Annotated in this window: 15 protein-coding genes; 3 read left to right on the top strand and 12 right to left on the bottom strand. The window is 62.4% G+C overall.

Going from position 1 to position 13,838, the window contains the following annotated elements; translation table 11 throughout:
- Window positions 1–81 precede the first annotated feature (81 nt).
- The gene (locus ACWGTO_RS17945; RefSeq protein WP_454576143.1) at window positions 82–405 is read right to left on the bottom strand and encodes a TfoX/Sxy family protein; all 324 of its coding nucleotides are present in this window, start codon (window positions 403–405) and stop codon (window positions 82–84) included.
- 89 nt (window positions 406–494) lie between these two features.
- On the opposite strand from ACWGTO_RS17945, the gene ACWGTO_RS17940 reads away from it, so the two are divergent.
- Window positions 495–992, top strand: coding sequence for a GFA family protein (locus ACWGTO_RS17940; RefSeq protein ID WP_454576142.1), 498 nt, complete (start codon window positions 495–497; stop codon window positions 990–992).
- Between the two features lie 38 nt (window positions 993–1,030).
- Here ACWGTO_RS17940 and sufA read toward each other — a convergent pair whose 3' ends face one another.
- The 7 genes from sufA to ACWGTO_RS17905 form a co-directional block, all read right to left on the bottom strand.
- The gene (gene sufA / locus ACWGTO_RS17935; RefSeq protein WP_454576141.1) at window positions 1,031–1,411 is read right to left on the bottom strand and encodes a Fe-S cluster assembly scaffold SufA; all 381 of its coding nucleotides are present in this window, start codon (window positions 1,409–1,411) and stop codon (window positions 1,031–1,033) included.
- 105 nt (window positions 1,412–1,516) lie between these two features.
- A complete protein-coding gene (locus tag ACWGTO_RS17930) occupies window positions 1,517–1,909 on the bottom strand; it encodes an SUF system Fe-S cluster assembly protein (RefSeq protein ID WP_256750870.1) in 393 nt (130 codons plus the stop codon).
- Window positions 1,910–1,914: 5 nt separating this feature from the next.
- Entirely contained in the window at window positions 1,915–3,156 is a 1,242-nt protein-coding gene (locus ACWGTO_RS17925; protein WP_454576140.1) for a cysteine desulfurase, read from the bottom strand.
- Window positions 3,157–3,254: 98 nt separating this feature from the next.
- Window positions 3,255–4,523 carry a Fe-S cluster assembly protein SufD gene (gene sufD, locus ACWGTO_RS17920; RefSeq protein ID WP_454576139.1) on the bottom strand — a complete coding sequence of 423 codons (1,269 nt, stop codon included), beginning with the start codon at window positions 4,521–4,523 and terminating at the stop codon, window positions 3,255–3,257.
- A 25-nt stretch (window positions 4,524–4,548) separates the two neighbouring features.
- The gene (gene sufC, locus ACWGTO_RS17915; RefSeq protein ID WP_454576138.1) at window positions 4,549–5,304 is read right to left on the bottom strand and encodes a Fe-S cluster assembly ATPase SufC; all 756 of its coding nucleotides are present in this window, start codon (window positions 5,302–5,304) and stop codon (window positions 4,549–4,551) included.
- Window positions 5,305–5,333: 29 nt separating this feature from the next.
- A complete protein-coding gene (gene sufB / locus ACWGTO_RS17910; protein ID WP_454576137.1) occupies window positions 5,334–6,851 on the bottom strand; it encodes a Fe-S cluster assembly protein SufB in 1,518 nt (505 codons plus the stop codon).
- Between the two features lie 188 nt (window positions 6,852–7,039).
- Window positions 7,040–8,203, bottom strand: coding sequence for a cysteine desulfurase family protein (locus tag ACWGTO_RS17905; RefSeq protein WP_454576136.1), 1,164 nt, complete (start codon window positions 8,201–8,203; stop codon window positions 7,040–7,042).
- 250 nt (window positions 8,204–8,453) lie between these two features.
- Here ACWGTO_RS17905 and ACWGTO_RS17900 point away from each other — a divergent pair, with 250 nt between their 5' ends.
- Both ACWGTO_RS17900 and ACWGTO_RS17895 read left to right on the top strand, forming a co-directional pair.
- Window positions 8,454–9,128, top strand: a complete 675-nt coding sequence (locus ACWGTO_RS17900) for an alpha/beta hydrolase (protein ID WP_023669128.1) — start codon at window positions 8,454–8,456, stop codon at window positions 9,126–9,128.
- 156 nt (window positions 9,129–9,284) lie between these two features.
- Window positions 9,285–9,935, top strand: coding sequence for an FMN-binding negative transcriptional regulator (locus tag ACWGTO_RS17895; RefSeq protein ID WP_454576135.1), 651 nt, complete (start codon window positions 9,285–9,287; stop codon window positions 9,933–9,935).
- A 44-nt stretch (window positions 9,936–9,979) separates the two neighbouring features.
- On the opposite strand, the gene ACWGTO_RS17890 is transcribed toward ACWGTO_RS17895, so the two are convergent.
- From ACWGTO_RS17890 to ACWGTO_RS17875, 4 genes are read right to left on the bottom strand one after another with little or no spacing between them, the layout of a single operon-like run.
- Complete coding sequence (locus tag ACWGTO_RS17890; protein WP_454576134.1) at window positions 9,980–10,828, bottom strand: phosphatase PAP2 family protein; 849 nt, start codon at window positions 10,826–10,828, stop codon at window positions 9,980–9,982.
- Between the two features lie 30 nt (window positions 10,829–10,858).
- Entirely contained in the window at window positions 10,859–12,502 is a 1,644-nt protein-coding gene (locus ACWGTO_RS17885; RefSeq protein ID WP_454576133.1) for an ArnT family glycosyltransferase, read from the bottom strand.
- 34 nt (window positions 12,503–12,536) lie between these two features.
- The gene (locus ACWGTO_RS17880) at window positions 12,537–12,869 is read right to left on the bottom strand and encodes a lipid-A-disaccharide synthase N-terminal domain-containing protein (protein WP_454576132.1); all 333 of its coding nucleotides are present in this window, start codon (window positions 12,867–12,869) and stop codon (window positions 12,537–12,539) included.
- The gene (locus ACWGTO_RS17875) at window positions 12,862–13,596 is read right to left on the bottom strand and encodes a glycosyltransferase family 2 protein (RefSeq protein WP_454576131.1); all 735 of its coding nucleotides are present in this window, start codon (window positions 13,594–13,596) and stop codon (window positions 12,862–12,864) included. Before ACWGTO_RS17875 ends, ACWGTO_RS17880 begins: the two co-directional genes overlap by 8 nt.
- Between the last annotated feature and the right edge of the window lie 242 nt (window positions 13,597–13,838).

Genomic DNA, 13,838 nt, shown 5'->3' with positions numbered 1-13,838 from the left:
TGCCAATCTCCCCCCTTGCGGGGGAGATGTCCGGCAGGACAGAGGGGGGTGCTGTCCCTCCAACGTTCCGAATTTTGTGCGTCACTTCCCCGCCCGCAGCCCCGCCTCATAAGCCCGGCGTGCCCACACAATCATCTCGTCGGGATCGTCAAACGCGCTGTCGGGAATGCTCCAGTAAGGCATGGCGACCAGTTTGCCGTGGCGCGTGCCGGTATAGGTCCACTGCTTGCAACCGGCCGCTTCGAAGTCGGGGGCGCTTTGTTCGTCGGCCTTGAGCAGCAATTCGCCGCGCAGCATGATGGCGACGATGACGCCGTCGAAATAGATGCCCTTGCCGCCGAACAGTTTGCGGATCGAGACTGGGCCAAGGCCCTCGAACAGTTCGGCGATGCGTTCATTGTCCATGCCGCAATCATGTCATCGCGATCTTGCCTTGTCATTGCCGCAACCAAGATCATGCTGACAAGTTGAGAGCCATCCATCGGAGTTTTGCCATGCCGCTTCTGCTCAAAGGATCCTGCCGCTGCGATGCCGTCCACTTCGAGGTGCAAAGCCACACGCCGGTGCCGTTCATGCTGTGCTACTGCTCGATCTGCCGCAAGCAGCAGGGCGGCGGCGGTTTCGCCATTAATCTCGGCGCCGACTACAAGACACTGAAGATCAAGGGCAAGCGCAGCCTCGGCGTCTTTCGCGCCGAGATCGAAGATGACGAGCATCCAACGTGCGAGATTTCGTCGGGCGAGCGCAATTTCTGTAGGAAATGCGGCTCAGCGCTCTGGCTCTACGACCCGACATGGCCGGATCTGGTGCATCCCTTCGCCTCGGCGATCGACAGCGAGCTGCCGAAACCGCCGGAAAAGGTGCACCTGATGCTGAAATACAAAGCGAGCTGGGTGGAGCCGGAGATCGGCAGGAAGGACAAGGCGTTCGACGTCTATCCCGAGGAATCGATCGCCGACTGGCACAAGCGGACAGGGATGTGGGTGAAGTAGCGCTCTTCGCCCCGTTTACGGGGCGAAGGAAGAGGCGTCTAGGCCAATGCGCGCGCTTCAGCCAGCTTCTTCAGATCAGCGGGCTTGAGCTCGACCGATTCGCCGCAGCCGCAGGCCGAACTCTGGTTCGGGTTGTGGAAGGTGAAGCCGGTGCGCAGCGCCGTCTGCTCGAAATCCATCTCGGTGCCGAACAGGAAAAGCGCCGCCTCGGGCGCAACATAGACATGGGCGCCGTCGCGCTCGATGTGGTCGTCCTTGGTGTTGGGTTCGGTCACCAGGTCGACCGTGTACTCCATGCCGGCGCAGCCGCCCTTCTTGATGCCCAAGCGAATGCCATGCGCATTGTCGCGCGTGGCAACGATCTCGCGCACCCGGTCGGCGGCCTTTTCGGTCATCGTGATGACGGCGAAGCGTCCCATTCTTTTTCCTCTTCCATTCAATGCAGGTTCAAGGCCCGCCGAATGATTCCTCACCTAAAATGGTGAAGTTTTACCACTGGCGCAAGTGCGCCAAACCCTGTCAGCCTAGTACCAGCCGACCGCCACCTGCGCCTCTTCCGACATGCGGTCGGGCGACCAGGGCGGGTCGAAGGTCATGTTGACCTCAACGCCGGAGACGCCTTCGACGGCACCGACGGCGTTCTCCACCCAGCCTGGCATTTCGCCGGCCACCGGGCAGCCCGGCGCGGTCAGCGTCATGTCGATCTTGACCGAGCGGTCATCCTCGATGTCGATCTTGTAGATCAGGCCGAGTTCGTAGATGTCGGCCGGAATTTCCGGGTCGTAGACCGTCTTCAGCGCCGAGACGATGTCGTCGGTCAGCCGCGCCAGTTCATCGGCGGGAATGGCCGAGGCGGAAACCAGCGGATTGATGGCCGCTTCCGGGGCGGTCTCGGTGGTGTGGCTCGCATCATCCATGGTCATCATCCAAAGAACTTGCGCGCTTTCTCAAGCGCTCCGGCCAAAGCATCGACTTCGGCCCTGGTATTATACATGCCGAACGATGCCCTGCATGTGGAGGTTACGCCAAAGCGTTTCAACAGCGGCTGGGCGCAATGGGTTCCGGCACGCACCGCCACGCCTTGCCTGTCTATCACCATCGACACGTCATGGGCGTGAATACCCTGCAATTCGAACGAGATGATGGCGCCCTTGCTCGGCGCGTCGCCGAAGATGCGCAGCGAGTTGATGGCGCGCAGCCGCTCATGCGCATATGTCTTGAGGTCGGCTTCGTGCGCCGCGATGCGCTCGCGGCCAACCTTCTCCATGTACTCCAGTGCCGCACCCAGGCCGATCGCCTGCACGATCGGCGGCGTGCCGGCCTCGAACCGATGCGGCGGCTCGTTGTAGGTCACGATATCTTCCGTCACCTCCTCGATCATCTCGCCGCCGCCCATGAAGGGGCGCATGCCCTGCAGAATGTCCTTCTTGCCGTAGAGCACGCCGATGCCAGAGGGACCGTAGACCTTGTGGCCGGTGAAGACGAAGAAATCGCAGTCGAGATCCTGGACGTCGATCGGCATATGGACAGCGCTCTGGCTGCCGTCGACAAGCACCGGAATGCCACGGGCATGCGCGATGCGCACGATCTCCTTGATCGGCGTCACTGTGCCCAGCGCATTCGACATCTGGGTGATGGCGACCAGCCTGGTTCGGTTGGTCAGCCGCTTTTCGAATTCCTCGATGTGGAAGACGCCGAGATCGTCGACCGGCACCCAGACCAGCTTGGCGCCCTGCCGCTCGCGGATGAAATGCCACGGGACGATGTTGGAGTGATGTTCCATGATCGACAGCACGATCTCGTCGCCCTCGCCGATATTAGGCATGCCGTAGCCATAGGCGACGGTGTTGATGGCGGCGGTGGTGTTCGAGGTGAAGACGATGTTGTCGGTGCTCGGCGCGTTGAGGAAACGGCGCACCGTTTCTCGCGCCTTTTCATAGGCGTCGGTCGCGGCGTTGGAGAGGAAATGCAGGCCACGGTGGACGTTGGCGTATTCCTGGGAATAGGCGTGCTGGATCGTGTCGAGCACCACCTGCGGCTTCTGCGCCGAGGCGCCATTGTCGAGATAGACGAGCGGTTTGCCATAGACTTCGCGCGACAGGATCGGGAAGTCGCGGCGGATCGCCTCGACGTCGTAAGGGGTGGTTTCGAGTTTCTGGTCCATTACGAAGTCCTTTGCGGCCAAGGCCGCGATCCTTCCAATACCCGGCGCGACGCTACGTTGGCGATCGACCTTCTCCCACAAGGGAGAAGGTCGGGCGCTTACCCGTGCGCTGCGAACCACTCGTCGAGCCGTGTCTCCAGCGCCTCGACGATCGTCTCGTCGTCCAGTTCCTCGATCACTTCCGCCACGAACGCCTTGACCAGCAGGCCGCGGGCGCTCTTCTCGTCGATGCCGCGCGCCATCAGGTAGAACAGGTGATTGTGATCGATCTCGGTGACGGTCGCGCCATGGCCGCAGATGACGTCGTCAGCAAAAATTTCCAGCTCCGGCTTCGTCGAGAACTCGCCATCGTCGGACAGAAGCAGCGTGTTGCAGGCCATCTTGGCGTTGGTCTTCTGCGCGTATTGATGGACGTTGATGCGGCCCTGGAAGACGCCGCGCGCCTTGCCGGTCACCACATTGCGGATCACTTCCGTCGAGGTGGTGTGGGGCACGGCATGGTCGAGCACCATGGTGACGTCGGTGTGGGTGTCGCCGGCCAGCAGATTGATGCCGCGCAGTTTGAAGTCGGCGCCTTCGCCAGTGGTCCTGACGACGATCTCCTGGCGCACAAGCTTGCCGCCGGCATTCATGAAGAACACGGTCAGCTTCGAATTCTTGCCTAGATGCGCCTTGAACTGCGCAAGATGCGTGGCGGTCTCCGGCTGTTCCTGCACGATCAGCCACGTCACCTCCGCACCTTCGCCCAGCACGAGCTGGCTGACCGAGCTGGCCAGTGCCGCGCCCTCGCCGGCCTGACGCTCGACGATAGCCGCTTTGGCGCCCGCGCCGACACGCACGGGAAAGCGCACATGCAGCTGGCCGCCAGCCTGCAGGTTCTGCAATTCGATCGGCTTTTCAAGTGCTGCGCCATCGGCGATGTCGACGAAATAGCCGTCGGCGACAAAGGCGGTGTTCAGCGCACCGATGGCGTCATCGCTGCCATAGGGATCGAGGCCGGGCGCAATCGAGCCGTCGGTCAGCTTTTCCGACAGGCGATGGACAGTCACGCCTTCGATCGCGGGAAACTTCGCGTTCGAGACGCCGTTCAGGACGGCCAGGATGGCGGAGCCTTCGACAATCGGCGCCAGCGCTTTGACCGCAGCGGTCGGATCGAAGTCCGGCACCAAAGTCAGCAGCCGGCGCAGATCCGTATAGTGCCAGGATTCGATGCGACGCGTCGGCAGGCCGTGCTTGATCGCCTCGATGGCGTCGTCGCGCTTCAGCATCACCGCGCCGTCGCCCGGCAGCAGCGACAGCCGCTCGCCGAAGGCGTCGATCAGCGCCGTTTCGGCTGGAGTTCGCTGGGGTTGTGTATGCATATTCATCAGTTTCGCCCTGCCTTCTGGCATCTCACGCGGCTTCGCCGATCACACCGGCGTATCCATTGGCTTCGAGGTCGAGCGCCAGCGACTTGTCGCCCGACTTGATGACCTGGCCCTTGTAGAGCACGTGCACGCTATCCGGCACGATGTGTTCGAGCAGGCGCTGGTAATGGGTGATGACGACGATGGCTCGATCGGGCGAACGCAGCGCATTGACGCCGTCCGAGACGATCTTCAGCGCGTCGATGTCGAGGCCGGAATCGGTCTCGTCGAGCACGCATAGCTTCGGCTCCAGGAGCTTCATCTGCAGGATTTCGGCGCGCTTCTTCTCGCCGCCGGAGAAACCGACATTGAGCGGCCGCTTCAGCATCGCCATGTCCATGTTGAGCGAGGCGGCTGCCTCCTTCACCCGCTTCAGGAATTCCGGGATCTTCAGCGGTTCTTCGCCGCGCGCCTTGCGCTGCTCGTTCATCGCCACCTTGAGGAATTCCATGGTGGCCACGCCCGGTATCTCCATCGGATACTGGAAGGCGAGAAAAATGCCCGCGGTGGCACGCTCGGCCGGGTCCATTTCGAGGATCGACTGGCCGTTGTAGAGGATGTCGCCCTCGGTGACCTCATAGTCCTCGCGGCCGGCGAGGATATAGGACAGCGTCGACTTGCCCGAGCCGTTCGGGCCCATGATGGCGGCGACCTCGCCGGCTTTCACCGTCAGGTCGAGGCCGCGAATAATCTCGGTGCCGTCATCGACGATGCGGGCATGCAGGTTCTTGATCTCAAGCATTTTTTCTTTCCTGGATATATCTTGTGCGGTCAGCCGACCGAGCCCTCGAGGCTGATGCCGATCAGCTTCTGTGCTTCGACCGCGAACTCCATCGGCAATTGCTGGATGACGTCCTTGACGAAGCCGTTGACGATCAGCGCGATCGCCTCTTCCTCGGGGATGCCGCGCTGCATGACGTAGAACTTCTGGTCCTCGGAAATCTTCGACGTCGTCGCCTCATGTTCGAACTGCGCCGTCGAGTTCTTGGCTTCCATGTAGGGCACGGTGTGCGCGCCGCACTGGTCGCCGATCAGCAGACTATCGCAATTGGTGAAGTTGCGCGCGTTGGTCGCCTTGCGGTGCGCCGAGACCTGTCCGCGATAGGTGTTCTGCGAGAAGCCGGCGGCGATGCCCTTGGAGATGATGCGGCTCGACGTGTTCTTGCCGAGGTGGATCATCTTGGTGCCCGAGTCGACCTGCTGATAACCGTTCGACACGGCGATCGAATAGAACTCGCCCGAGGAATCGTCGCCGCGCAGGATGCAGCTCGGATATTTCCAGGTGATGGCCGAACCGGTCTCGACCTGCGTCCACGAAATCTTCGAACGGTCGCCACGGCAGTCGCCGCGCTTGGTGACGAAATTGTAGATGCCGCCCTTGCCCTCGGCGTCACCGGGGTACCAGTTCTGTACCGTCGAATATTTGATCTCGGCGTCGTCGAGCGCCACAAGTTCGACCACGGCGGCATGCAGCTGGTTCTCGTCGCGCTGCGGCGCCGTGCAGCCTTCGAGATAGGAGACGTAAGCCCCCTCCTCGGCGATGATCAGCGTGCGCTCGAACTGGCCGGTGTTCTTTTCGTTCATGCGGAAATAGGTCGAAAGCTCCATCGGGCAGCGCACGCCCTTGGGCACGAAGACGAACGAGCCGTCGGTGAAGACAGCCGAATTCAGCGTGGCGTAGAAATTGTCGGAGGTCGGCACGACCGAGCCAAGATACTTCTGCACCAGTTCCGGATGCTCGCGGATGGCTTCCGAGATCGAGCAGAAGATGACGCCGGCCTGCGCCAGCTCCTTCTTGAAGGTGGTGACGACCGAAACGGAATCGAACACCGCGTCGACCGCGACACGGCCCGATTTGTAGACATTGTCGCTGGCTTCCTCGAATTCCGACACGTCGGTCTTCTGCACGCCGGCGAGGATTTCCTGTTCCCGCAGCGGGATGCCGAGTTTCTCATAAACCTTCAGGATTTCGGGATCGACGTCGCTGAGCGACGTCGGGCCGGGCGTGCTCTTGGGCGCCGCATAGTAGTAGATGTCCTGGAAGTCGATCTTGGGATAGTTGACGCGCGCCCAGGTCGGCTCCTCCAGCGTCAGCCAGCGCCGATAGGCTCCCAGACGCCATTCCAGCATCCAGGACGGTTCATCCTTCTTGGCCGAGATGAAGCGAATAATGTCTTCGCTCAGGCCCTTGGGGGCCTTGTCGACGGCGATCTCGGTCTGGAATCCGTATTTGTATTGGTCGACGTCGATCTTTCGGACCCGATCGATCGTGTCCTGCACAGCAGGCATAAGCGTTCTCCATCCACGCCGGGGTCAAGGCCCGACAGTTTTCAAACTATGGCATCGCGGACGGCTGCCCCTCAGGGCGCGTCCAGCGGCGTAAGTTCCATATAGTGCGTCTCGACCGGGAATTCATCCGGCCACTTGCAAACGCACGGCTCTACCAGGCCCAAAGACCTGAACTCCTCTTCGCCGCCTCAGGCGGCCTGTTCCCTGCCCGCCCGACGCTGGGCGATCCCTGCCAGCGCCGAACGAAACAGCTCGATATCAGCAGCACCCGTTGCGTGGCCGATGGACACGCGCAAAGCGCCGAGGCTGTCGCCATAACCCATGGCTTTCAGCACATGGCTCGGACCGACCTTGCCCGACGAACAGGCCGATCCCGCCGACAACGCCACGCCGGCCAGATCGAAAGCGATCTGCGCCGTCTCGGCCTTGACGCCGGGAATAGCGAAGAATGTCGTATTGGCAAGCCTTGGTGCGCCGGTTCCGAAGATTTCTGCGTCCGGCACCAGGATTTTGATGATGGTTTCGACTTCGTCACGGCGGTACTTGAGCGTATCGACATGGTTCAGACCAGCCAAAGCCTGTCGCGCAGCGGCCCCAAAGCCGGCAATGGCCGCCAGGTTTTCGGTGCCGCCGCGATGGCCCTTTTCCTGGCCGCCGCCATTGATCAGCGGCTTCGGCATCATCAGGTCGGCTGCCGCAACGATGGAGCCGACGCCCTTGGGGCCGCCGATCTTGTGCGAGGACAGAATCAGGTAGTCGGCGTAACCCGCTGACATATCGATGGAAACGCGGCCTGCAGCCTGCACCGCATCGACCACCAGGATCCCGCCCGCCGCCTTGACGATTGCGGCGATGCGATCAATCGGCTGGATGACGCCAGTCTCGTTATTGGCGGCATGGACGGCCACCAGCGGCAGGCCATCGGCCTTGTCATGCGCGGCGAGAGCGGCCGTCAGTTGAGAAAGATTGGCGATGCCGTTGGCATCGACGCCAATCCGCGTCACCTGCGTTGCCGGGAAGCGGCCGCCATTCAGCAGGCACGGATGATCGGCTTGCGAGACGTAGAGCCGGCTCAGGCGCACCGCGCCGCGGCCCATCTGCCAGTCCGGCGTCAGCAGCGTCGAGGCGGCTTCCGTCGCGCCGGAGGTGAAGACGACATGTTCAGGCTTCGCGTTGACCAACGCGGCCACGTCGCGCCGGGCAGTATCGATCAGCCGGCGCGCCGCGCGCCCCTCGGCATGCACCGATGACGGATTGGCGACGAGATCGAGCGCGGCAATCATCGCCTCGCGCGCCTCGGTGACGAGCGGCGCGCTGGCATTGTAGTCGAGATAGGCGCGTGTGGCGGCCATTTTCACTCAGTCGATCCCGTCAAAACCCATTCCGTAGGGATAGCGCGTTATTTCCTTGAAATTGCAAGGCAAGACGTCCTATTTACGCGGCTTGCGGCGGGATGGCCGGGCCATAGCGGCCAGCCATCCAGTTTTGAACAATTCTAAACTAGCTTCTAAGAAGACGCTCGCCCTGCGTCAAGGTCTGTGGAAGCGGGCCAGAGGAAGAGAGTTCCGGGCGCCGCGCATTGTATGCCATTTGGAGTATTTCATGCCTGAGGTCATTTTCACCGGTCCCGCCGGCCGCCTGGAGGGTCGCTACCAGCCTTCCAAGGAAAAGAGCGCGCCGATCGCCATCGTCCTGCACCCGCACCCACAGTTCGGCGGCACGATGAACAACAAGATCGTCTATGACCTCTTCTACATGTTCCAGAAGCGCGACTTCACCACGCTGCGCTTCAATTTCCGCGGCATCGGCCGCAGCCAGGGCGAGTTCGACCACGGCACCGGCGAATTGTCGGATGCGGCGGCGGCGCTGGACTGGGTGCAGTCGCTGCATCCGGATTCCAAGAGCTGCTGGGTTGCCGGCTATTCCTTCGGCTCGTGGATCGGCATGCAGCTTCTGATGCGCCGTCCGGAGATCGAAGGCTTCATCTCGATCGCGCCGCAGCCCAACACCTATGATTTCTCGTTCCTGGCGCCCTGCCCGTCATCGGGCCTGATCATCCATGGCGATGCCGACAAGGTGGCGCCGCCCAAGGACGTACAGGGCCTGGTCGACAAGCTGCACACGCAAAAGGGCATCACCATCACGCAGAAGACCTTGCCCGGCGCCAACCATTTCTTCGCCAATGACGCCGACCTGCTGCTCGAGGAATGTGCCGACTATCTCGACCGGCGGCTGGCCGGCGAATTGTCCGATCCGCGGCCGAAGCGGCTGCGCTAGGACCGTTCGATCTGGCGCCATGCGCGGTCGTGCCTACGGTGGGCGCGACAATACCGTTTCGGCTGATCCATATGGTAAGGCGCGCCTGACATGTGGCGCGGCTTGGCTGAACGGTGCACAATACCGGTTCAGCAGCCGAAGAAGGCGTGACCGATCATGTACCAACCTCCTCATTTCGTAGAGACGCGCCAGGACGTCCTGCACGGGTTGATCCGCTCGCACCCGCTGGGATTGCTGATCTCCAACGGCAGTGACGGCCCCATCGCCAACGCCATTCCGTTCCTGCTCGACGCCGAGGCGGGGCCGAACGGCAGGCTGCGCGCGCATCTGGCCAAGGCCAACCCGCAATGGCGCCTGCTGGCCGACAATCCGGCATCGGCCGTGCTGGTCGTCTTTCAGGGCGCCGATGCCTATGTGACGCCGTCCTGGTACGAGACCAAGCGCGAGACAGGCAAGGTCGTTCCGACCTGGAACTATGCCATCGTCCAGGTGCGCGGAACGGTCAAGGTGATCGATGATTCCGCCTGGATCGCGCAGCAGATTTCCGATCTGACGCTGTCGCAGGAAGGCGCCCGCAAGGAGCCCTGGGCGGTGACCGACGCGCCGCCGACCTTCATCCAGTCGCAGATCAAGGGCATCATCGGGCTGGAGATCGAGATCGCCGCGATCAGCGGCAAGTGGAAGGTCAGCCAGAACCGCCCTGTCGCCGACCGCGTCGGTGTCGCCGAAGGGTTGGAAAAGGAAGCCGCCGGCGCGCCTGATATGGCACGGCTGGTGCGGAGTTGGGGCGGCATCGACGGCAAATAGCCAAGCGGCTCTGCAATGCGGGCACAGCGCCGATAATACGCCTTCTACTGCGTGACGCGCTCGCGGTGCGGTCTTCCGGAGCGTCGGAACAGGTGAAATGTTATTTTCGGCACCGGCAATCCGGCTGTCCTGTGGCGGAAGATGAACCCCAGCCGGGTAAAGGCCAGCGCGCAGCCGACGGCAACGGCGCAGCCGAGGCCAAAGCCGGCGACGGTATCGCTTGGATAATGCGCGCCGACAAAAATCCGGGTCGACGCGACAGCCAAGGTCCCGGCCAGCAGCATCCATTTGCGCTGCGGTAACATCAGCAACGCCAGTCCGAAAATGACGCCCATCGTCGTGGCATGGCCGGAGGGGAAGCTGGCAAAGCTCGCCTCCATGGCAAAAGGATGCAGCGAAAGATCGCCGAGCTTGCTGAAATTCATCGGCCTGGCTCTTCCCACGCCGTATTTCAGCGCATTGACGACCAGGGCGGACGCCGCGATCGAACCCAGCACCATGAAAGCAAAGCAGGTCCAGTTGTAGAGGGTCATCCGCGCACGCCTGGAAAGACCGCGCCAATCCGTCAGATTCGCGACAATCAGCACCAGTGCCGACGGGATGAGGTACCAGCCACCCAGGCCGAAGACGGTGAAAAAGCCTGTGAAGCGTTTGAAGCCGGGCGACCACTGCCTCACCATGGCTCCTGCCGCGTCGTCAAAACGGATCGAAACCGCGATCGTCAGCAAAAGCCAGGCCAAAGCCCAGACAGACCACAGGATTTTCGGGTAGCGGGCAGGCCGCGTCGCCAGGCGCCGCCGCACGATCCGAAACGTATCGCGGAAATTGTCCAGAGACTGCCGGAGCCTGGCAGGCACCCCTGCACGCGCCGGCGATGGCGACTTCATCAACATGCGGGGCTCGAAGCGATCATCGAAGAGGTATCAGTTCGCCACACGGTACAGGCCAAGCGACAATTCATCACCTGACGAATAGTTGATACCATCGATCTCGGCGACGCGGCTGGCCTTCTTGCCCTGCCCTGCCAGCAGGTCATCCAGCTTTTGCTCGTCACCGACGGGCGCCAGGCCCAGCGCACAGGCCGGGTCGTCAAGCAGATGTTGCGCAACCCCGTCGACATCGGTCAGTACCGTCTTTGTGCCTACCAAAAATACCAGGCTCGGTTCGTGATATTCAGCGGAGGCGAGTACGCTCGTCTCACACGGACGATCGGCGCGAACCGCCGCCTCGATTTCCCGGCTCATCCAAATCGGTTTCAGTGACGGGACGATGACACCGAACAGCAGGGCGTAGGTTATACCGGCGCAAACCGCTGTCGCGCCGATGCGGACGAGCGGCACCTGCAGCCGGCGCGAAAAGGCGAGATATCCGGCGCCAAGGGCCGCCGCGGCGGCTGGCACACTCCACCATGAGAAGGCATGCGTCAGATAGAGGGGCGCTCCAATGCAGACCGCCGCCAGACCGAGGCTGACCACGGCCAGACCGAATGCCGTGGACCACCACAGCCAGTTTTGCCAGCGCCTGAGCGGCGCATTCGCGTCCTGCGGCTGCAATGTCAAAAGCCAGCCGACCATCAGCGCCATGCCGGGATAGGCCGGCAGCACATAATGCGGCAGTTTGGTCGGGATCAGTTCGAAGACGAGCCAGAACGGGATGTACCAGGCGAGGCAGAAGCGCAGGCGCGGATCGTCGCGCAGGCGATTGAGCGCTTGCAGCCCGGCGCCGACCGCCATCAGGCCGAACGGCCACATGAACAGCGAATAGGTCAGCACGTAGAAGCCGGGCGGAATGCCGTGCGATTCCTCGCCTTGCGCGACCTTGCCTAGCATATCCTTGCCCACCGCCTGCTGCAGGAAGGCGCCGTGGCTTTTCCAGGTGATGAGGGCAAGCCACGGCAGCACGATCAAGACCACCAGAATCAGCCCGCGCCCCGTTTTCAGCTTCGCCAGCCAGCGCCAGTCGCGCTCGAAAGCAACCAAGGTCAGCACCGTCAGCGCCGAGAGCAATGGCGCTATCGGCCCTTTGATGAGGATCGCCGCGCCTTGCGCGGCCCAGAAAACCCACGGCAGATGGCCGGCGACGGTCTCGTTGCGGCGTGATGCCAAATAGACCTGCGCCAGCGCGCCTTGCGCCAGAACGCAACAGGCGAGCAGTATGGCGTCGGTCTTGGCGTCGCGGCCTTCGAAAGCGGTGGCAAAAATCGCCGCCATGATGAGGCCGGCGGCCAGGCCGGCATTGGCGCTGAACAGATTGGCTCCCGTCCAGGCAATCGCGACAACGGCGATGGCGATGCCCAGCGCCGAGACCAGCCGGTAGACCCAGATCGGCGCCTGCGCGCCCTCGCCGCTCAGCGTTACCGCCGCCGATTGCAGCCAGTAGATGCCGATCGGCTTCTGGTAGCGCGACGCCTCCTGGAACCGGATGTCGACATAGTCCCCGGTTTCGGCCATCTGCTTGGTGGCCTGGACGAAGCGCGGCTCGTCGCGGTCGAGCGGCGGCATGGAAGCGAGCCCCGACGCCGTCATCATCAGGCTGAACAGGAAGAGAAAAAGGTAGTTCCTGCTCATTTCACACCAGACAGGGTTGGATTTTGGGCGCCGCTCAATCGACCTTGGTCATCGCCGCCTTGCGCTCATTGGCGATGAGCCAGAGATTTCTGACGTAGATGAACATGCCCATCGCCTGGCCGGCGATGAACACCGGGTCCTGGCGCTGGATGGCGTAGACCAGCAACAGGCCGCCGCCGAACAGCGAAAAGAACCAGAAAGCGACCGGCACCACGCTGCGCTTGGCCTTTTCCGAAGCGAGCCACTGCACGACGAAGCGCATGGTGAAGAAAAACTGGGCGACGAAGCCGAGCAGGATCCAGGCGTCGAACTGTTTAACGAACACCTGATGCAGCCAGGTCGCCAATTCCTGAAACACGTTAGCCATGCGTGATTTCCTCTACCTTTGGCATTCTGCGGCGCCTGCGCCGAAGCCACCAGACGCCGGCGAGATCGAGCACGCCCTGCAGGCCACGGTCGAAGATGCCGTAATTCGACTTGCCGTGGCGGCGGGAGCGGTCGACGACGTCGCAGTGCACGACGCGAAAACCTTCCTGTATGACCAGCGCCGGCACAAAACGATGCGTGCCGTCGAAGAACGGCAGTTTGCGCAGGATATCGGTATGGATCGCCTTCAGGCCGCAACCGGTGTCGCGGGTGTCGTCATGCAGGATCGCGCCACGCAGCCAGTTGGCGAAACGCGATGCCAATTGCTTGATCTTGCTGTCGCGGCGCTTCAGCCGCTGCCCTTGCGCGGCGCCGAAATCGGGCCCGGCCTGACGCAGCGCATCGACCAGCACCGGGATATATTGCGGGTCGTTCTGGCCATCGCCGTCGATGGTGGCGACGATGGCGCCGCGCGCCGCCCAGGCGCCGGAGCGCACCGAAAGCGACTGGCCGGCGGATTTTTCGTGACGCAGCTGGCGGAGCGGAAATGGGCGTTTGGCCGCCTCGGCGGCAAGCACCGAAGCCGTGTCGTCGGTCGAACCGTCATTGACGATGATGATTTCGAAGTCGCGCCCGGTCATGGCAGCCTCGATCTCGTCGATCAGAAGCGGCAGGTTCGCCGCCTCGTTGCGGCAAGGAATGACGATGGATATCAATGCGTCCGGCATATGTCGCGTCGGGCTCTGTCACAGGATATGGCATTTTGGTGGATGCCGTGCGGTGCCGTTCCATCGGATCGAAGGTTGCAAGAACCCGTTGGCGCGGCGCCTCATTACGCCAGCCGGCACGATGAAGCAAGCATAGCGGACGTCTTGCACGCGGACGTGAAAACCGGATTCCCCCTTGCTGATCGCGGCCTTCGATTTGGCGCGCGATCGAACGCAAAACCGGAAACCACTTTTGCTGATCG

It is taken from the genome of Mesorhizobium sp. PL10 (assembly GCF_053714315.1).
This window is presented reverse-complemented; position numbering and strand designations above follow the sequence as displayed.

Bases quoted from the DNA above. Each gene is read 5' to 3' on its own strand.
- ACWGTO_RS17945 (WP_454576143.1), bottom strand. From the start codon at position 405: ATGGACAATGAACGCATCGCCGAACTGTTCGAGGGCCTTGGCCCAGTC.
- ACWGTO_RS17940 (WP_454576142.1), top strand. From the start codon at position 495: ATGCCGCTTCTGCTCAAAGGATCCTGCCGCTGCGATGCCGTCCACTTC.
- sufA (WP_454576141.1), bottom strand. From the start codon at position 1,411: ATGGGACGCTTCGCCGTCATCACGATGACCGAAAAGGCCGCCGACCGG.
- ACWGTO_RS17930 (WP_256750870.1), bottom strand. From the start codon at position 1,909: ATGGATGATGCGAGCCACACCACCGAGACCGCCCCGGAAGCGGCCATC.
- ACWGTO_RS17925 (WP_454576140.1), bottom strand. From the start codon at position 3,156: ATGGACCAGAAACTCGAAACCACCCCTTACGACGTCGAGGCGATCCGC.
- sufD (WP_454576139.1), bottom strand. From the start codon at position 4,523: ATGAATATGCATACACAACCCCAGCGAACTCCAGCCGAAACGGCGCTG.
- sufC (WP_454576138.1), bottom strand. From the start codon at position 5,304: ATGCTTGAGATCAAGAACCTGCATGCCCGCATCGTCGATGACGGCACC.
- sufB (WP_454576137.1), bottom strand. From the start codon at position 6,851: ATGCCTGCTGTGCAGGACACGATCGATCGGGTCCGAAAGATCGACGTC.
- ACWGTO_RS17905 (WP_454576136.1), bottom strand. From the start codon at position 8,203: ATGGCCGCCACACGCGCCTATCTCGACTACAATGCCAGCGCGCCGCTC.
- ACWGTO_RS17900 (WP_023669128.1), top strand. From the start codon at position 8,454: ATGCCTGAGGTCATTTTCACCGGTCCCGCCGGCCGCCTGGAGGGTCGC.
- ACWGTO_RS17895 (WP_454576135.1), top strand. From the start codon at position 9,285: ATGTACCAACCTCCTCATTTCGTAGAGACGCGCCAGGACGTCCTGCAC.
- ACWGTO_RS17890 (WP_454576134.1), bottom strand. From the start codon at position 10,828: ATGTTGATGAAGTCGCCATCGCCGGCGCGTGCAGGGGTGCCTGCCAGG.
- ACWGTO_RS17885 (WP_454576133.1), bottom strand. From the start codon at position 12,502: ATGAGCAGGAACTACCTTTTTCTCTTCCTGTTCAGCCTGATGATGACG.
- ACWGTO_RS17880 (WP_454576132.1), bottom strand. From the start codon at position 12,869: ATGGCTAACGTGTTTCAGGAATTGGCGACCTGGCTGCATCAGGTGTTC.
- ACWGTO_RS17875 (WP_454576131.1), bottom strand. From the start codon at position 13,596: ATGCCGGACGCATTGATATCCATCGTCATTCCTTGCCGCAACGAGGCG.